The following is an 18219-nucleotide window of genomic DNA, read 5'->3' as shown; positions in this document are numbered from 1 at the left end:
TTCCGCCCCAGGCCACCAGCAGTATCCCACCCCAAGAATCGCCAGGTTCTTGGGGTTTTTCGTTTGTGGCGCGGCATTCCGGTCCTCGGCCGATTGCGGGGCGGCGTGATAAAATCTTCGTCGACTCAAAGACTTAGAGGACTTGAGGATGCGCGAGAAGGCGCCGCAAGTCCTTTTTTCGTTTCGGCGGCTCGTGCATCGCGCGGGTCCGTGCGCCGCCCGCGCGGCGCGATGAGCGACATAAGCGCCGCGCCGTTTCGGGCCGCGCGCTGCTGCCTATACTGGGTGGGCCGGCGCGCGTCGGATCGCCGGCGCGCTCGCTCATCATTCACGGAGTATCACGGTGATTCGGACAGACGCTAAGGACGGCGCGCTCGTATTGTTTTCCGGCGGCCAGGATTCGGCCACGTGTGTTGCCTGGGCGCTCGAGCGCTATCAGACCGTCGAGACGCTCGGCTTCGATTACGGTCAGCGCCACCGCGTCGAGCTCGAATGCCGCGAGGGCGTGCGCGATGCGCTGAAGCGGCGTTTTCCGCAGTGGTCGCACAAGCTCGGCGACGATCACATGGTCGATCTGTCGGTGCTCGGCGCGATCAGCGACACGGCGATGACGCGCGCGATCGAGATCGAGACGGCGTCGAACGGCCTGCCGAACACGTTCGTGCCGGGCCGCAACCTGCTGTTCATGACGATCGGCGCGGCGATCGCGTATCGGCGCGGGCTGCGCGTGCTCGTCGGCGGCATGTGCGAGACCGATTTCTCCGGCTATCCGGATTGCCGCGACGACACGATGAAGGCGCTGCAGGTCACGCTCAATCTCGGCATGGACTCGCGCTTCGTGCTGGAGACGCCGCTGATGTGGCTCGACAAGGCCGATACGTGGCGGCTCGCCGAGCAACTGGGCGGCAAGCCGCTTGTCGAGCTGATCCGCGTGGAGACGCACACGTGCTACGTCGGCGAGCGCTCGGAGCTGCACGACTGGGGCTTCGGCTGCGGCGAATGCCCGGCGTGCAAGCTGCGCAAGCGCGGCTTCGAAGCGTATCTGCGCGGCGAAAGCGTGACGGAGGCGCCCGTCTGACGCGCGGCGCGGCGTGGCGCTCGCGCGTGGGCGCGAGCGGCAACAGGATTCATCGAGTAACGGAAGGCGAGCGGCGCAAGCCGGAACGAAGCAGCATGACGTACACGGTCAAGGAAATCTTCTATACATTGCAGGGCGAGGGCGCGAACGCCGGTCGTCCCGCCGTGTTCTGCCGGTTCGCCGGCTGCAACCTGTGGACCGGGCGCGAGGCGGATCGCGACGGCGCGGTGTGCCGCTTCTGCGATACCGATTTCGTCGGCACCGACGGCGAGAACGGCGGCAAGTTCAAGGATGCCGCATCGCTCGCGGAGAAGATCGCGTCGCTCTGGCCGGCGGGCGAGGCGCATCGCTTTGTCGTCTGCACGGGCGGCGAGCCGATGCTGCAGCTCGATCAGCCGCTCGTCGACGCGCTGCACGCGGCGGGCTTCACGATCGCGATCGAGACGAACGGCTCGCTGCCCGTGCTCGAATCGATCGACTGGATCTGCGTGAGCCCGAAGGCGGATGCGCCGCTCGTCGTCACGAAGGGCAACGAACTGAAGGTGGTGGTGCCGCAGGACAACCAGCACCTGGCCGATTACGCGAAGCTCGACTTCGAGCATTTCCTCGTGCAGCCGATGGACGGCCCGTCGCGCGAGCTCAATACGAAGCTCGCGATCGACTGGTGCAAGCGCCATCCGCAATGGCGGCTGTCGATGCAGACGCACAAGTACCTGAACATTCCCTGAGCCTTACGCTTCATTCATCGTGCTGATTACCCGAAAACTCGAATTCGACGCGGGACACCGCATTCCCGATCACCGCAGCCAGTGCCGGAATCTGCACGGGCATCGCTACGTGCTCGAAATCACGCTGCGCGGCGATCTCGTCGAGACCGAGGGCGCGCCCGACCGCGGGATGGTGATGGATTTCGCCGACGTGAAGGCGCTCGCGATGGAGCACCTCGTCAGCAAGTGGGATCACGCGTTTCTCGTCTATGCGCGCGACGAAATCGTGCGCTCGTTCCTCGAAAGGATGGCCGACCACAAGACGGTCGTGCTCGACCGGATTCCAACCGTCGAGAATCTCGCCGCGATCGCGTTCGGCATCCTCGCGAACGTGTACGACGCGCATTACGGCGTCAATCTGCGCCTCGAGCGCGTGCGTCTGTACGAGACGCCGAACTGCTGGGCCGACGTCGAGCGCGATCCGCGCGGCTGACGCGGGCGGCGCGCCGCGTGAGTCGCGCCGCGCTGCTCATGGCTTCCCACCTGCTCCGTTCTTTGCCTGAATCCGCCAAGGGCCGGCCGGCCCGGCATCGGTGTTTTCCGAATCCGCGCGCGGGCGCGATCACGGTATGATCGAATCGCGGATCGTCCGCCGCGACGAACGCGTCGCGCGCCCCGCCTGTTGCGGCGCAGCGCTCCGCCCGGCGGCCTCGCCGCTCCTCTTTCCGAATCGCAGTCCGCCCGTGCGCCGCACGACAGGAGGCCGCCGATGAGCACGCTCACCAATTCCCTGAAAGCACGTTTGCGCGACGGCGACGAGCCGCTGCTCGGCCTGTGGCTGACGCTCTCGAGCGCGGCGGCGACCGAGGCGCTCGCGCACGCCGGCTTCGACTGGCTGTGCATCGACATGGAGCACGCGCCGAACGACAGTCGCGACGTCGCCGCGCAACTGCGCGCGCTCGCGGCCGCGCATCTGCCGAGCGAGCCCGTCGTGCGGGTGCCGGCGCGCGAGCCGTGGCTCGTCAAGCGGGCGCTCGACGCGGGCGCGCGCACGCTGATGTTCCCGGGCGTCGAGACGGCCGACGAGGCCGCGCATGCGGTGCGGCTCACCCGCTTTCAGGCGCCCGACGCGCCGGACGGGCTGCGCGGCGTCGCGGGCATCGTCCGCGCGGCCGCGTACGGGATGCGGCGCGACTATGTGCAGACGGCGAACGCGCAGATCGCGGCGATCGTGCAAATCGAATCGGCGCGCGGCATCGACGAAGCCGAGCGGATCGCGGCGACGCCGGGCGTCGATTGCGTATTCGTCGGGCCCGCCGATCTGTCGGCGAGCCTCGGGCATCTTGGCGACACGAAGCATCCGGATGTCACCGCCGCGCTCGAGCACGTGCTCGCGGCCGGGCGGCGCGCCGGCGTGCCGGTGGGTATTTTCGCCGCGGACGCGGCCGGCGCGCGCCAGTCTCTCGAAGCCGGATTCCGCGTGGTCGCGTTGTCGGCGGATGTCGTGTGGCTGCTGCGTGCGACGCGACAGGCGTTGCAGGAGGTGCGGGGATGAACGGGAAGCGCCGCGGCGCGCCGTTCTCGGCTCGCGCGCGGCACGCGCTTCGCGGCGCGGCGATCGACTCGTTCGTCGCGGCGGCATTCGTCGCGGCCGCGGGCGGCGCGTTCGCGCAGGCATCGGGGGCGCAGGCATCGGGCGGGCCGAGCCAGTCGAACCCGGAGCGCGAGACGGAGTCGGCGGTCGCCGACTACAACGCGGGCAATCTGCGCGCGGCGCTCGTGCAGTTTCACGACGCGGCGGCGCGCGGCAACCGCCTCGCCGCGTTCGACTACGCGATGATGCTGATCAACGGCGAAGGCGTGACGGCGAACGTGCCGGAAGGGCTGCGCTGGCTGCGGCGCGCGGCCGACGCGGGGATGTCGCAGGCGCAGTACGTGTACGGCCGGATGCTCGACGACGGCGAATTCGTCGCGCGCGATCCGGCGGCCGCGCACGGCTGGTTCCTGAAGGCCGCGCGGCAAGGGCACGTGCAGGCCGAGCTCGCGCTCGCGAACCAGTTTCTCGACGGGCGCGGCACGCCGCGCGACAACCGGCAGGCGTTCGTGTGGTACAAGCGGGCGGCCGATGCGGGCGAGCCGGTTTCGCAATACGTGACTGCGTCGTTTTACGAGCGCGGCGGCGACGGCGTCGCGCGCAATCTCGACATCGCCCGCGCGTACTATGCGGCCGCCGCCGCGCAAGGCGACGGCGCGGCGGCGCTCAAGTACCGCGAGCTGACGGCGGCATTGAAGGCGGGGCCGGGCGGCGCGTCGGCGCCGAAGGCGTCCGGGCCGCCGAACTGACGGCCGGTGCGGCTGACGCCCGTCCCGTTCGCGGCGCCGGCCGCGCCCGACGTCATCCCGACGACGACCACAAAAAACGGCGCATCGCGCCGCTTCGATCAACTCTTCATCAGCCGTTTCTGCCGTCCGACGCTCATGATGAGCCCGACCGCGATGCCGAGCGTCGTGAGCGCCGTGCCGCCATAGCTCATGAACGGCAGCGGCACGCCGACGACGGGCAGCACGCCGCTCACCATCCCGATGTTGACGAACGCATAGACGAAGAAGGCGAGCGTGAGCGAGCCGGCGAGCAGCCGCCCGAACAGCGTCGCGCCCTGCGCGGCGATGTAGAGCCCGCGCGCGATCAGCGCCATGTACAGCGTCAGCAGCACGAGCCCGCCGACGAGCCCGAATTCCTCGGAAAACACCGCGAAGATGAAGTCGGTGTGCTTTTCCGGAATGAATTCGAGGTGCGCCTGCGTGCCCTTCAGATACCCCTTGCCGAGCGGGCCGCCGGAGCCGATCGCGATCACCGCCTGGATCGTGTGGAAACCCTTGCCGAGCGGGTCGGACGTCGGATCGAGCAGCGTGCAGACGCGGTGCTTCTGATAGTCGTGCATCAGCGGCCAGACGACTTCGGGCTGGCAGATGCGCTCCTCGAACACGGCGATCGAGCCGACCGCGAGCACGCCGGCGACGAGCACCGGCACGATCAGCTTATACGACAGCCCCGCGAGATAGATCACGAAGAGGCCCGCGGCGAACACGAGGACGGCGGTGCCGAGATCCGGCTGCTTCGCGATCAGCCCGACGGGCACCATCAGGATCACGAACGCGACGACGAAGTCGTACCAGCGCAGGCTGCTTTCGCGCCGCTGGTAGTACCACGCGAGCATCAGCGGCGTCGCGATCTTGAGGATCTCGGACGGCTGGATCACGACGCCGACGTTCAGCCAGCGCTTCGCGCCCTTCTTCGTCATCCCGAACAGCGCGACCGCGATGAGCAGCGCGACGCCGAACGAATAGAGCGGCACCGCGAAGCGCATCAGCGTCTGCGGCGGGATGTTCGCGATCACCCACATCAGCACGAACGTCAGCATGATGTTGCGCAACTGGTCCTCGACGCGTCCCGGCACGTCGACGCTCGCGCTGTACAGCGTGACGATGCCGACGCACAGCAGCAGGAACACGATGAGCGCGAGCGGCCGGTCGAAGCCCGCGAACATCTGCTTGATCTTGTCGAGCGAGGCGCGCTTGTCGAATTGCATGCCTGTCTCCGTTACTCGTCGATGCCGCCCGTCGCCGGCTTGGCGGCGGAGACGGCATGGTTGTCGTCCTGCGGGGACTTTCTTTGGTCGCGCCACGGCGCGGCGGCGGTGATCGCCGCGCCGCTCGCCGGCGCGGGCGGCGTCGGCTGCGGCAGTGCCTTGAACCCGGCCGCGACGCCGACAGGCCTCGTCGCATCGCCGATCACGGGCGCGTTGACGGGCTCGGTCGCCGACGCGGCCGCCGCGACGGCCGCCGCTTCCGTCGTCGGATTCTTGCGGTCGATCAGGTAGAAATCGAGCACGCGCCGCGCGATCGGGCCTGCCGACTGCGCGCCCCAGCCGCCGTTCTCGACGATCAGCGCGAGCGCGATCTGCGGATGGTCGACGGGCGCGTACGCGATGAACAGCGCGTGGTCGCGCAGATGCTCGGCGAGCAGGTGGCCGCGGTAGTTGCCGCCCTGCAGCGAGAACACCTGCGCGGTGCCGGTCTTGCCCGCCGCAAGGTACGGCGCGCCGCGGAACACCTTGAACGCGGTGCCCGACGGGCTCTCGACGACGTTCTCCATCCCGCGCTTCACGACGTCGAGGTCGCCCTGCTTGAGCGGGATCGTGCCGCTTTCCTTCGGCACCGTCAGGTGCCGCGCGCGCGAGATCGGGTTCTCGACCTCCTTCACGAGGTGCGGCTTCATGACGACGCCGTCGTTCGCGAGCGTCGCCGTCGCGTGCGCGAGCTGCAGGATCGTGAACGAGTTGTAGCCCTGGCCGATCCCGAGGCTGATCGTCTCGCCGTCGAACCATTTCTGCTGCGCGGCCTTCTTGAACGTCTTCTTCTTCCATTCGGGCGACGGCAGGATCCCGCGCGCCTCGCCCTGGATGTCGATGCCCGTCAACTGGCCGAAGCCGAACGGCTTCATGAAGTTCGCGATCGCGGTCACGCCGAGGTCGCGCGCGAGCATGTAGAAATACGTGTCGTTCGACACCATGATCGCGCGGTTCATGTCGACCCAGCCCTGGCCCGAGCGCACGTCGTTGCGGAACGTGTGGCCGCCGAACGTGAAGTAGCCGGGGTCCTGGAAGCCCCAGCCGGGCGTGCGCTTGCCGAGCGCGAGGCCCGCGAGCGCCATGAACGGCTTGTACGTCGAGCCGGGCGGATAGGTGCCGTGCAGCGGACGGTTCAGGAGCGGCTTGTCGGGCGAGTTGTTGAGCTCGTCCCAGGTCTGCTGGTCGATGCCGTCGACGAATGAATTCGGATCGAAGCTCGGCGACGACACGAACGCGAGCACGTCGCCCGTCTTCGGCTCGATCGCGACGAGCGCGCCGCGCTTGCCGGCGAACGCCTGCTCGGCGATCTGCTGCAGCCCGATGTCGAGCGACAGCACGAGGTTGCTGCCGGGCGTCGCCTGCGTGCGCGACAGCGTGCGCACGGGCCGCCCGCCCGCCGTCACCTCGACTTCCTCGAAGCCCGTGATCCCGTGCAGATCGGTCTCGTAGCTCTGCTCGACGCCGATCTTGCCGATGTAGTCGGTGCCCTTGTAGTTGTTCGCGTCGCGGCGCGGATCGTAGCTTTCCGGATCGCTGTCGTTCTCGTCGCTCATCGCGTCGATTCTGTCCTGGTCGCGCTTCGAGATCCGGCCGATGTAGCCGATCACGTGCGCGGCCGTCGGGCCGAGCGGATACTGGCGGAACAGGCGCGCGCGCACGTCGACGCCCGGGAAGCGCCAGCGCTGCGCGGTGAAGCGCGCGACTTCGTCGTCGGTCAGGCGCGTGCGGATCGGCAGGCTCTCGAAGTTCTTCGAGTCCTCCTGCAGCTTCTTGAAGCGGCGGCGGTCGCGCGCGTCGATCTGCACGACCTCGGCGAGCGCGTTGATCGTGTTCTCGAGCGTGTCGGTGAGCTTCGACGGCGTGATCTCGAGCGTGTACGCGGAGTAGTTCTTCGCGAGCACCACGCCGTTGCGATCGGTGATGATCCCGCGGTTCGGGACGATCGGCGCGACCGAGATCCGGTTTTCCTCGGCCTGCAGCGCGTACTTGCCGTGCTGCCAGACCTGCAGGTAGAAGAACCGCGCGGCGAGCAGGCCGAAACAGACGAACACGAACACGCCCGCCGCCGCGACGCGCAGGCGGAACTTCGAGAGCTGCTGTTGTGTGTCCTTGAATTCGGTCATGCGATTACGGATGAAGGGGCGCGCTTTCGCCGCCGCGCGGCGGCCGCAACGCGCCGGCGGCGAGCGTTCGGTCGGTCGATCGGCGGGCGTTCAACGCGAAATTCCTGGCGGCGCGGCGCGTCAGATCGGCCGCGTGTCGTCCGGGTCGACCGGACGGCGCTGCGGCATCAGCAGCAGATGGCTCGCGACCGGCCAAAGCGCCGCCTCGACGAAGCCGTCGACGAGATAGCTCCAGCCGGGGAACGCGGCGCCCATCAGCAGCCGGATCACGAACGGCACGAGCTGCGCGAGCACGAGGAGCGGCGCGACATAGAAGATCTGCACGCCGAGCGGCAGCCACAGTACACGCCGGTGGATCGTGATCGCGCCGTACGACAGCAGCGTGTACGCGAGCGCGTGCTCACCGAGGAGGCCCGCGTCGTGAACGTCCATCAGGATGCCGAGCGCGAACGCAACGCCCATGCCGACCTTGCGCGGCTGATGGATGTTCCAGAACAGCAGGACGAGCGCGACGCAATCGGGCACGCCCGGAATCCGGCCCCACGGCATCAGGTTCAGCAGGAACGCGGCCGCGAGGCTGAAGACGATGAAGTACGGATTGACGGGCTGCAGGATGTACTGAGGGCGGCTCATCGCGGCGCTCCTTGCGACGGCGCGGCCGCGGGCTTGAGCGGCGCGGCGGGTTGCGCCGCACCGGCCGGCCGGTTCTGCGCGGGCGCGGGCGGCGCGGCGGCCGGTTTTGCGCCCTTGTCCTTGTCCGCGCCTTTGTCGGCGGCCTTCGCGTTCTTGTCCGCGCCCTTCGCCGCCTTTTTGCCCCTTGCCGATTTCGCGTTCGCGTCGCTCGCGGCTTCGTCGGCGGCGGGGCGCGGCGGAACGTCGGTGCGGTAGTGCAGCACGAGCATCTCGCGCGCGCCGCGCACCGCCGCGATCGGCGCGCAGACGACGTGCGCGAACGCGGTGTCCGCGAGCTTGTCGACGCGCACGACCTTCGCGACCGGCAGCCCCGGCGGATAGACGCCGTCGAGCCCGCTCGTCACGAGCTCGTCGCCCGCGAGCAGATCGGCGCTCGTCGGCACGAAGCGCAGATCGAGCGCATCGCCCTTCGGCGTGCCGTAGATCACGCTGCGCAGCCCGGTGCGCAGCACCTGGACCGGAATCGCGAGGTCGCGGTCGGTGACGAGCGTGACTTCCGACTGCAGCGGGAACACGCGCGTGACCTGGCCGATCACGCCGTCCTCGTTGACGACGGGCGCGCCGTTCTGAATGCCCGCCTGCGAGCCGTGGCCGATGATGATCTTTTGCGAGAACGGATCGCCCGTGTCGTACTGGATCTCGACGGGCGTCGCCTGCGCGGCGATCTGCTGGCGCAGCTCGAGCACCGCGCGCAGGTGCGCGTTGTCGGCGGCGAGCTGGCCCGCCTGGTTCGCCTGCAGCGACAGCTTCAGGTTGCGGTCGCGCAATTGCTGGTTTTCGTGGCGCAGCGCGGTGCTCGACGTCGCGAGCTCGGCCGCGCCGACGATCAGGTCGCGCGGCACGAGCGCCGCGCGCTGCAGCGGATAGAGCACGGTGCCGAGCACGCCGCGGACGATTTCGAGCGTGTTGAAGCGCGCGTCCGAGACGAGGAGCGCGATGGCCAGGACGACGAAGAAGATCAGCCGCGCGAGCGCGGACGGACCTTGTTTGAAGAGGGGCGGCGGACTGTATTCCATGGTCGGCGCCGGGCGCGTGATCGGTTTAGATGTTGCTCAGACGCGCGAACGGCGCGGCGGTTCGTTCTAAACGAGCGAGCCTGCCACGCCGCGCGAGCGATATACGGATGCCTAGACGATCACTCGTACGAGAAGATGCTGCCGAGCTTGTCCATCCGTTCGAGCGCCATCCCGGAGCCGCGCACGACGCAGGTGAGCGGATCCTCGGCGACGAGCACGGGCAGGCCGGTTTCCTCGGCGAGCAGGCGGTCGAGGTCGCGCAACAGCGCGCCGCCGCCCGTCAGCATCATGCCGCGCTCGGCGATGTCCGCGCCGAGTTCGGGCGGCGTCTGCTCGAGCGCGATCTTCACCGACGACACGATCTGGTTCAGCGGATCGGTGAGCGCCTCGAGGATTTCGTTGCTGGAGATCGTGAAGCTGCGCGGAATGCCTTCCGACAGGTTGCGGCCCTTCACTTCCATTTCCTTGACTTCGGAGCCCGGGAACGCGGAGCCGATTTCCTTCTTGATCGCCTCGGCCGTTTGCTCGCCGATCAGCATCCCGTAGTTGCGGCGGATGTAGTTGACGATCGCCTCGTCGAACTTGTCGCCGCCGACTCGCACCGAGCCCTTGTAGACGATGCCGCCGAGCGAGATCACGCCGACTTCCGTCGTGCCGCCGCCGATGTCGACGACCATCGAGCCCGTCGCCTCCGACACCGGCAGGCCCGCGCCGATCGCAGCCGCCATCGGCTCCTCGATCAGGTAGACCTGCGACGCGCCCGCGCCGTGGGCCGCTTCCTTGATCGCGCGGCGCTCGACCTGGGTCGAGCCGCACGGCACGCAGATGATGATGCGCGGCGACGGCGAGAACATCCGCGATTCGTGCGCAGTCTTGATGAACTGCTTGATCATCTGCTCGGTGACCGTGAAATCGGCGATCACGCCGTCTTTCATCGGACGGATCGCCTCGATGTTGCCGGGCACCTTGCCGAGCATCTGCTTCGCTTCCTTGCCGACTGCTTGAATCGTTTTCTTGCCGTTCGGGCCGCCTTCCTGGCGGATCGAGACGACGGACGGCTCATCGAGCACGATGCCCTTGCCGCGCATGTAGATCAGGGTGTTTGCGGTGCCGAGGTCGATCGCGAGATCGTTGGAGAAATAGCTGCGCAAAAAACCGAACATTCAGAATCCTGTTTCGCTCTGGGGCCGGCCCCATGCGGACATGGCGCGAAGGGCGGCAGCGGAAAAAATAACAGCCTCGGATCGGGCGGGGGCGGCCGCTCGAAAAACGCGAAGCTGCGAGTGAAATCTTCCGGGACCGGCGCGAAGCCCGCGCGGCTTCGCTTCGTCAAAGCGGCGGCGGCGGCGCGGCAAAGGCAGTCCGGGTCTGGGTCGAACGCGTAATGATACCTTATAATTTCGCTGTATTTGAACCGAAACGGGCTGTATTTTCGCCGCTTCGCCCCCGATTTTTGAGGGTTAGATCGAACCTTCCAACCCCCTGACGCAACGCAAGTTTCACGCTGCGCCAAGCCCTTGTTTTTCCGGTGACCGCATGGCTTTGACCCTGACCGATGTGAAACGCATCGCGCACCTTGCGCGGCTCGAAATGGCCGACGCCGACGCCGAGCGCACGCTGGCCCAGCTCAACGAGTTCTTCGGCCTCGTCGAGCAGATGCAGGCCGTCGACACGACGGGCATCGCGCCGCTCGCGCATCCGATCGAGCAGATTCTGGAGGTCGCGCAGCGGCTGCGCGACGACGCCGTCACGGAGCACGTGAACCGCGACGACAATCAGCGCCCGGCTCCGGCCGTCCAGGACGGCCTGTACCTCGTGCCGAAGGTGATCGAGTAAGCGCCCGGTTCGGGCCGCGGCCGCGAAAGCGGCTCCGCCCGCCCGTCCCGCCGCTTGTTCGCCCGCGCGCGCCTAGTCGCCGCGCGCCGAAGAATCCAGGAAACCCACGCAATGCACGCAAAAAGCCTGACCGAACTGCGCGCCGCGCTCGACGCCAAGGAATGCTCGGCCGTCGAACTGGCGCAGCACTATCTGAAACGGATCGACGCCGCGCACGATCTGAACGCGTTCGTCCACGTCGATCCCGAGCTGACGCTCGCGCAGGCGAAGGCCGCCGACGCCGCGCTCGCGCGGGGCGCGGCCAGCCCGCTCGCCGGCCTGCCGATCGCGCACAAGGACGTGTTCGTCACGCGCGGCTGGCGCTCGACCGCCGGCTCGAAGATGCTCGCGAACTACACGAGCCCGTTCGACGCGACCGTCGTCGCTCGCCTCTCGGCGGCCGGCATGGTCACGCTCGGCAAGACCAACATGGACGAGTTCGCGATGGGCTCGTCGAACGAGAACTCGGCGTTCGGCCCGGTGAGGAACCCGTGGGACACGAACGCGGTGCCGGGCGGCAGCTCGGGCGGCAGCGCGGCCGCCGTCGCCGCGCGCCTCGCCCCGGCCGCGACGGGCACCGACACCGGCGGCTCGATCCGCCAGCCGGCGTCGTTCGCCGGCGTGACCGGCATCAAGCCGACCTACGGCCGCGTGTCGCGCTACGGGATGATCGCGTTCGCGTCGTCGCTCGACCAGGGCGGCCCGATGGCGGGCAGCGCCGCCGACTGCGCGCTGCTGCTCAACGCGATGGCGGGCTTCGACGAGCGCGACTCGACGAGCCTCGAGCGCGCCGGCGAAGACTTCACGCGCCGCCTCGGCGAGCCGTGGGCGCCGGGCAACGACGCGGGCAAGCCGCTCGCGGGCCTGCGCATCGGCCTGCCGGACGAGTATTTCGGCGCGGGCCTCGCCGCAGACGTGCGCGCGGCGGTCGACGCGGCGCTCAAGGCGTATGAAGCGCTCGGCGCGACGCTCGTGCCGGTGTCGCTGCCGAAGACGGAGCTGTCGATCCCCGTCTATTATGTGATCGCGCCCGCCGAGGCGTCGTCGAACCTGTCGCGCTTCGACGGCGTGCGCTACGGCCACCGCGCGGCCGAATACCGCGATCTGCTCGACATGTACAAGAAGTCGCGCGCCGAGGGTTTCGGGCCCGAAGTGACGCGCCGGATTCTCGTCGGCACGTACGTGCTGTCGCACGGCTACTACGACGCGTACTACCTGCAGGCGCAGAAGATCCGCCGCATCATCGCGCAGGATTTCCAGGAGGCGTTCAAGTCCTGCGACGTGATCATGGGCCCGGCGTCGCCGACCGTCGCGTGGGACCTCGGCGCGAAGGGCGACGACCCCGTCCAGATGTATCTCGCGGACATCTATACGCTGTCGGTGAGCCTCGCGGGCCTGCCCGGCATGAGCGTGCCGTGCGGCTTCGGCGCGGGCGCGAACGCGAAGCGGCCTGTCGGCCTGCAGATCATCGGCAACTATTTCGACGAAGCCCGGGTGCTGCAGGTCGCCGATGCGTTCCAGCGCGCGACCGACTGGCACGTACAAAAACCGGCAGGAGTGTGAGCATGACCCAGTGGGAAGTCGTTATCGGCCTCGAGACGCACGCGCAACTGTCGACCGTCTCGAAGATTTTCTCGGGCGCGTCGACGCAGTTCGGCGCGGAACCGAACACGCAGGCGTGCCCCGTCGACCTCGCGCTGCCGGGCGTGCTGCCCGTGCTGAACCGCGGCGCGGTCGAGCGGGCGATCCGCTTCGGCCTCGCGATCGGCGCGACCGTCGCGCCGCGCAGCATCTTCGCGCGGAAGAATTATTTCTATCCGGATCTGCCGAAGGGCTATCAGATCAGCCAGTACGAGATTCCGGTCGTGCAGGGCGGCCAGATCACGATCCAGGTGCCCGCCAACGAAAAGGCCGGCAAGGACGCGTATTCGAAGACGGTCAACCTGACCCGCGCGCACCTCGAAGAGGACGCCGGCAAGTCGCTGCACGAGGACTTCGCGGGAATGACGGGCATCGACCTGAACCGCGCGGGCACGCCGCTCCTCGAGATCGTCACCGAGCCGGAAATGAGGAGCGCGGCCGAGGCGGTCGCATACGCGAAGGCGCTGCACGCCCTCGTCGTGTGGCTCGGCATCTGCGACGGCAACATGCAGGAAGGCTCGTTCCGCTGCGACGCAAACGTGTCGGTGCGCCCGCTCGGCCAGGAGAAGTTCGGCACGCGCGCCGAGATCAAGAACCTGAACTCGTTCCGCTTTCTCGAAGACGCGATCAACTATGAGGTGCGTCGCCAGATCGAGCTGATCGAGGACGGCGGCGAAGTCGTGCAGGAAACGCGCCTCTACGATCCGGACAAGCGCGAGACGCGCTCGATGCGCAGCAAGGAAGACGCGCACGACTACCGCTACTTCCCCGATCCGGACCTGATGCCGCTCGTGATCGGCGCGGACTGGATCGAGCGCGTGAAGGGCGAGATGCCCGAGCTGCCGGCCGCGATGCAGCAGCGCTTCGTCGAGCAGTACGGCGTGTCCGCCTATGACGCGGGCGTGCTGACGTCGACGAAGGCGATGGCCGCGTACTTCGAGGCCGTCGTCGCGAAGGCGGGCGCGGCCAACGCGAAGATCGCCGCGAACTGGCTGATGGGCGACGTTTCGTCGCAACTGAACCGCGACGGCGTCGAGATCGACGCGATTCCCGTGTCGGCCGCGCAGCTCGCGCTCGTGCTGCAGCGGATTGCCGACGGCACGATCTCGAACAAGATCGCGAAGGAAATCTTCGTGACGATCTGGGACGAGCAGGCGGCCGACGAAGGCGCGGCCGACCGTATCATCGAAGCGAAGGGCCTGAAGCAGATTTCCGACACGGGCGCGCTCGAGGCGATCATCGACGAGGTGCTCGCGGCGAACGCGAAATCGGTCGAGGAGTTCCACGCAGGCAAGGAAAAGGCGTTCAACGCGCTCGTCGGCCAGGCGATGAAGGCGACGAAGGGCAAGGCGAACCCGCAGCAGGTCAACGAGCTCCTGAAGAAGAAGCTCGGCTGAGCGGGCGCCGCCGAATTGAAGCCGCACTGATGCGAGCGGGCCGCCGCCGAACCGGCGTTCGGGGCGGCCCGCTCGCGTTTCGCGAAGCGCCTGGCCGCGCTTCGTGCAATACGAGAGGAGGTGTCGATGGCCAAGCAACCGTCGCTCGACGACTACCGCGTGCCGTATCACACGCGCGAAAAAGAAGCCGCCGCGTTCATGCTCGACGCGTTCGATCCGGCCGCGAAGCCGTTTTCGAACGGGGCGAAGGAAATCGACCGCGAGCGGCTGTCCGCCGTCGCGTTGCAGCTCGACACGCTGCAGGAGCGGCTGCACACGCAGCGGCACAAGCGCATGCTGCTCGTGCTGCAAGGGATGGACTCGAGCGGCAAGGACGGCACGGTGCGCGCGGTGTTCCACGAAGTCGACCCGCTCGGGCTGCGCATCGTGTCGTTCAAGGCGCCGACGCCCGTCGAGCTCTCGCACGACTTCCTCTGGCGCGTGCATGCGCAGGCGCCCGCCGCCGGCGAGCTGACGATCTTCAACCGCAGCCATTACGAGGACGTGCTCGTGCCGCGCGTGACGGGGGCGGTCGACAAGGCCGAGTGCGAGCGGCGCTACAAGCAGATCCGGCAGTTCGAGGAGATGCTCGCCGAATCCGGCACGCGGGTCGTCAAGTGCTTCCTGCACATCTCGAAGGAGGAGCAGCGCGCCCGGTTGCAGGCGCGCATCGACGATCCGAACAAGCACTGGAAGTTCGACATTTCGGATCTCGAAGCGCGCAAGCACTGGGACGCGTATCAGGCGGCCTACCGCGACGCGCTCGCCGCGACGTCGGCCGAGCATGCGCCGTGGTACGTGATTCCGGCCGATTCGAAGACGCATCGCAACGTGATGATCGCCGAGCTGCTGCTGCGCGAGCTGACCGCGATGAAGCTCGAATATCCGCCCGAGAAACCCGAGCTCGCCGGCATCAGGATTCAATAAACCGCAACGAAATCACTGGACGGAATTCACCATGCTGCGTGTCATCACCGCGAATCTGAACGGCATCCGCTCGGCCGCGAAAAAGGGCTTCTTCGACTGGCTCGGCGAGCAGAGCGCCGATTGCGTCTGCGTGCAGGAAATCAAGGTGTCGGCGGACGATCTGCCCACCGAGTTCGTCGAGCCGCACGGCTTCCGAAGCTACTTCCATCATGCGGAGAAGAAGGGCTACAGCGGCGCGGGCCTCTACTCGCGCCGCGAGCCCGACGACGTGATCATCGGCTACGGCAGCAGCGAGTTCGATTCGGAGGGCCGCTACGTCGAGGCGCGCTTCGGCAAGCTGTCGGTCGTGTCGGTGTACGTGCCGTCCGGGTCGAGCGGCGACGAGCGCCAGCAGGCGAAGTACCGCTTCATGGACGAATTCATGCCGCACCTCGCCGAGCTGAAGGCGAAGCGCGAAGTGATCCTGTGCGGCGACGTGAACATCGTCCACAAGGAAATCGACATCAAGAACTGGAAGAGCAACCAGAAGAACTCCGGCTGCCTGCCGGAGGAGCGCGCATGGCTCACGAAGCTGTTCGACGAGGTGGGCTACGTCGACGTGTTCCGCACGCTCGATCAGCGGCCCGAGCAGTACACGTGGTGGAGCAACCGCGGTCAGGCCTATGCGAAGAACGTCGGGTGGCGGATCGATTACCAGATCGCGACGCCGGGCGTTGCCGGCACGGCAAAAAGCACGGCGATCTTCCGCGACGTCAAGTTCAGCGATCACGCGCCGCTCACGGTCGATTACGACTACAAGTGACGCGGCGCGTCAGCCGCGCCGCGCGTCACTGCGCATCATCCATTATGCGGCGCGCTGCGGCCTGACCGACCCGATATCGATCACGAACCGATATTTCACGTCGCTCTTCAGCATCCGCTCGTAGGCCGCGTTGATCTGCGACATCGGAATCACTTCGATGTCCGACGTGATGCCGTGCTGCGCGCAGAAATCGAGCATCTCCTGCGTCTCGGCGATGCCGCCGATCAGCGAGCCTGCGAGGCGGCGGCGCTTGAAGATCAGGTTGAACACCTGCGGCGACGGATGATCGTGCTCCGGCGCGCCGACGAGCGTCATCGTGCCGTCGCGCTTCAGCAGATGGAGGAACGGATTCAGATCGTGCTGCGCGGCGACCGTGTTCAGGATGAAGTCGAAGCTGTTCAGATGCACGTTCATCTGCGCTTCGTCCTTCGAGATCACGACTTCGTGCGCGCCGAGCCGCTTGCCGTCCTCGATCTTCGACGGCGACGTCGTGAACAGCACGACGTGTGCGCCCATCGCCCGCGCGAGCTTCACGCCCATGTGGCCCAGGCCGCCCAGGCCGACGATGCCGACCTTCTTGCCGGGGCCCGCGCCCCACTGGCGCAGCGGCGAGTACGTCGTGATGCCCGCGCAGAGGAGCGGCGCCGCGCCCGCCGGGTCCAGCGTGTCGGGCACGCGCAGCACGAATGCCTCGTCGACGACGATCTGCGTCGAGTAGCCGCCGTACGTGATGTCGCCCGTTGCGCGGTCGCGGCCGTTGTAGGTGCCGACGAAACCGTTCTCGCAGTACTGCTCGAGCCCCTGCGCGCAGCTCGGGCACGTGCGGCAAGAATCGACGAGGCAGCCGACCCCGACGAGCTCGCCCGCCTTGAAGCGCGTGACCTGCGGACCGACGGCCGTCACGCGGCCGACGATCTCATGGCCCGGCACGATCGGGTACGTCGTGTTCTTCCATTCGTTGCGGACCTGGTGGAGATCGGAGTGGCAGACGCCGCAGTAGAGGATCTCGATCTGCACGTCGAGATCGCGCAGCGCGCGGCGCTGGAATTCGAACGGCGCGAGCGGCGTCGAGGCGCTCGTTGCCGCGTAAGCGTAAGTCGTGCTCATGAAGGCTCCTGACTCGAAAAGACGTGTGCCGCGCGCGGCCGCGGAATGCGGCGGCGCAGCGGCACGGGAGCAATCCTAAGCATGCGGCTGGACGCCCGGAATACCTGAAGATCTTGAAGGTTTGCCTATTTCTCTTGAATTTCGAGCGGAGTGCGGAAAGAAGGCTGGTCCGGTGCTAGATTGCAAGCCTGTTTCTCTTGCGGCACGAAGGAAGCCCGATGAGTTTCGAACCCCTTTTCCCCGACGGCGGCGCGCGCCTGCAGCGCCGCATCCTCGCGTTGTTCGACCGGCTCGCGCCGAACGAAGGCTACACGCACGCCGTGATCGACGGCGTGCGCTTCATTCGCTCGAACCGGCCGGTGCCGCGGATGCCCGTGCTGTACGACCCGAGCATCGTCGTCGTGTGTCAGGGGCGCAAGCGCGGCTATGTCGGCGAGCAGACCTTCGTCTACGACGCGCAGCAGTATCTCGTGCTGTCGGTGCCGCTGCCGTTCGAGTGCGAGACGTTCGCGACGCCGGACGAGCCGTTTCTCGCGATTTCGATTCGCATCGATCTCGCGGTGATCGCCGAGCTCGCGATCCTGCTCGACGAGACGCACGGCGCGTCGATCAGCGAGCCGCGCGGCATCTATTCGACGCCGCTCGACGCGCCGCTCGCGGACGCGGTGCTGCGCCTGCTCGAGGCGCTCGCGTCGCCTGCCGACACGCGCGTGCTCGGGCCGGCGATCATGCGCGAGATCGGCTATCGCGTGCTGACGGGCGCGCAGGGCGACGCGATCCGCGCGGCGCTCGCGCAGCAGCATCATTTCGGGCGAGTCGCGAGGGCGCTGCGGCGGATCCATGCGGACCTGAGCGGCGAGCTCGACGTCGAGACGCTCGCGAGCGAAGCGGGGATGAGCCTCGCCGTGTTTCATGCGCAGTTCAAGAGCGTGACCGCGAGCTCGCCGATGCAGTACGTGAAGGCGATGCGGCTCCATCATGCGCGGCTGATGATGGTGCAGGACGGGCTGAACGCGGGCGCGGCGGCGGCGCGGGTCGGCTATGCGAGCGCGTCGCAGTTCAGCCGCGAGTTCAAGCGGCTGTTCGGGCGCAGTCCGAGCGACGAAGTGCGCTGGGTGCAGGCGGGCGGCCGGCAGCCGGTCGGGCTCGAGGCGGGAGAGTGATCGCGGGCGGCCGAGCGTG

17 protein-coding genes are annotated in these 18219 nt (G+C 67.7%); 11 read left to right on the top strand and 6 right to left on the bottom strand.

All coding sequences use genetic code 11. The features are described 5' to 3' along the window. Positions 1-343: 343 nt before the first annotated feature. From queC to WT16_RS07975, 5 genes are all read left to right on the top strand, one after another. Positions 344-1078 carry a 7-cyano-7-deazaguanine synthase QueC gene (queC, locus tag WT16_RS07995; protein ID WP_006024104.1) on the top strand — a complete coding sequence of 245 codons (735 nt, stop codon included), beginning with the start codon at positions 344-346 and terminating at the stop codon, positions 1076-1078. A 95-nt stretch (positions 1079-1173) separates the two neighbouring features. Next, positions 1174-1806: a 7-carboxy-7-deazaguanine synthase gene (gene queE, locus WT16_RS07990; protein ID WP_009910947.1), complete on the top strand. Its 633-nt coding sequence runs from the start codon at positions 1174-1176 to the stop codon at positions 1804-1806. A gap of 19 nt (positions 1807-1825) precedes the next feature. Next, the gene (gene queD / locus WT16_RS07985; protein WP_006024106.1) at positions 1826-2278 is read left to right on the top strand and encodes a 6-carboxytetrahydropterin synthase QueD; all 453 of its coding nucleotides are present in this window, start codon (positions 1826-1828) and stop codon (positions 2276-2278) included. 276 nt (positions 2279-2554) lie between these two features. Then, positions 2555-3340: an aldolase/citrate lyase family protein gene (locus WT16_RS07980; RefSeq protein ID WP_063533025.1), complete on the top strand. Its 786-nt coding sequence runs from the start codon at positions 2555-2557 to the stop codon at positions 3338-3340. Further along, on the top strand, positions 3337-4128 hold the full coding sequence (locus WT16_RS07975) for a tetratricopeptide repeat protein (RefSeq protein ID WP_063533024.1): 792 nt from the start codon (positions 3337-3339) through the stop codon (positions 4126-4128). Before WT16_RS07980 ends, WT16_RS07975 begins: the two co-directional genes overlap by 4 nt. Positions 4129-4226: 98 nt before the next feature. Here WT16_RS07975 and rodA read toward each other — a convergent pair whose 3' ends face one another. The 5 genes from rodA to WT16_RS07950 all read right to left on the bottom strand — a co-directional run bounded on the left by rodA (position 4227) and on the right by WT16_RS07950 (position 10412). Continuing rightward, the gene (gene rodA / locus WT16_RS07970) at positions 4227-5375 is read right to left on the bottom strand and encodes a rod shape-determining protein RodA (RefSeq protein ID WP_015601947.1); all 1149 of its coding nucleotides are present in this window, start codon (positions 5373-5375) and stop codon (positions 4227-4229) included. 11 nt (positions 5376-5386) lie between these two features. After that, positions 5387-7540 (bottom strand): penicillin-binding protein 2, encoded by a 2154-nt coding sequence (mrdA, locus tag WT16_RS07965; protein WP_006024110.1) that lies wholly within the window; start codon positions 7538-7540, stop codon positions 5387-5389. A 120-nt stretch (positions 7541-7660) separates the two neighbouring features. Further along, positions 7661-8173: a rod shape-determining protein MreD gene (gene mreD / locus WT16_RS07960; protein WP_006024111.1), complete on the bottom strand. Its 513-nt coding sequence runs from the start codon at positions 8171-8173 to the stop codon at positions 7661-7663. Then, complete coding sequence (mreC, locus tag WT16_RS07955) at positions 8170-9249, bottom strand: rod shape-determining protein MreC (RefSeq protein WP_063533023.1); 1080 nt, start codon at positions 9247-9249, stop codon at positions 8170-8172. Before mreC ends, mreD begins: the two co-directional genes overlap by 4 nt. Before the next feature lie 119 nt (positions 9250-9368). Further along, on the bottom strand, positions 9369-10412 hold the full coding sequence (locus WT16_RS07950) for a rod shape-determining protein (RefSeq protein WP_004189550.1): 1044 nt from the start codon (positions 10410-10412) through the stop codon (positions 9369-9371). 373 nt (positions 10413-10785) lie between these two features. Here WT16_RS07950 and gatC point away from each other — a divergent pair, with 373 nt between their 5' ends. From gatC to WT16_RS07925, 5 genes are all read left to right on the top strand, one after another. Further along, positions 10786-11085 (top strand): Asp-tRNA(Asn)/Glu-tRNA(Gln) amidotransferase subunit GatC, encoded by a 300-nt coding sequence (gene gatC, locus WT16_RS07945; RefSeq protein ID WP_015602347.1) that lies wholly within the window; start codon positions 10786-10788, stop codon positions 11083-11085. A 111-nt stretch (positions 11086-11196) separates the two neighbouring features. Continuing rightward, complete coding sequence (gatA, locus tag WT16_RS07940) at positions 11197-12687, top strand: Asp-tRNA(Asn)/Glu-tRNA(Gln) amidotransferase subunit GatA (protein ID WP_063533022.1); 1491 nt, start codon at positions 11197-11199, stop codon at positions 12685-12687. A gap of 2 nt (positions 12688-12689) precedes the next feature. Further along, a complete protein-coding gene (gene gatB / locus WT16_RS07935) occupies positions 12690-14162 on the top strand; it encodes an Asp-tRNA(Asn)/Glu-tRNA(Gln) amidotransferase subunit GatB (protein ID WP_063533021.1) in 1473 nt (490 codons plus the stop codon). Between the two features lie 126 nt (positions 14163-14288). After that, positions 14289-15128 (top strand): PPK2 family polyphosphate kinase, encoded by an 840-nt coding sequence (locus tag WT16_RS07930; protein ID WP_063533020.1) that lies wholly within the window; start codon positions 14289-14291, stop codon positions 15126-15128. A gap of 31 nt (positions 15129-15159) precedes the next feature. Beyond that, complete coding sequence (locus WT16_RS07925; RefSeq protein ID WP_063533019.1) at positions 15160-15930, top strand: exodeoxyribonuclease III; 771 nt, start codon at positions 15160-15162, stop codon at positions 15928-15930. 42 nt (positions 15931-15972) lie between these two features. Here WT16_RS07925 and WT16_RS07920 read toward each other — a convergent pair whose 3' ends face one another. Further along, positions 15973-17037 carry an NAD(P)-dependent alcohol dehydrogenase gene (locus tag WT16_RS07920; protein ID WP_059930655.1) on the bottom strand — a complete coding sequence of 355 codons (1065 nt, stop codon included), beginning with the start codon at positions 17035-17037 and terminating at the stop codon, positions 15973-15975. Positions 17038-17255: 218 nt separating this feature from the next. On the opposite strand from WT16_RS07920, the gene WT16_RS07915 reads away from it, so the two are divergent. Beyond that, complete coding sequence (locus WT16_RS07915; protein WP_015601116.1) at positions 17256-18200, top strand: AraC family transcriptional regulator; 945 nt, start codon at positions 17256-17258, stop codon at positions 18198-18200. The last annotated feature ends 19 nt before the right edge of the window (positions 18201-18219 follow it).

It is taken from the genome of Burkholderia sp. MSMB1589WGS (genome assembly GCF_001636105.1).
Taxonomy (GTDB): Bacteria; Pseudomonadota; Gammaproteobacteria; order Burkholderiales; family Burkholderiaceae; genus Burkholderia; species Burkholderia humptydooensis.
This window is presented reverse-complemented; position numbering and strand designations above follow the sequence as displayed.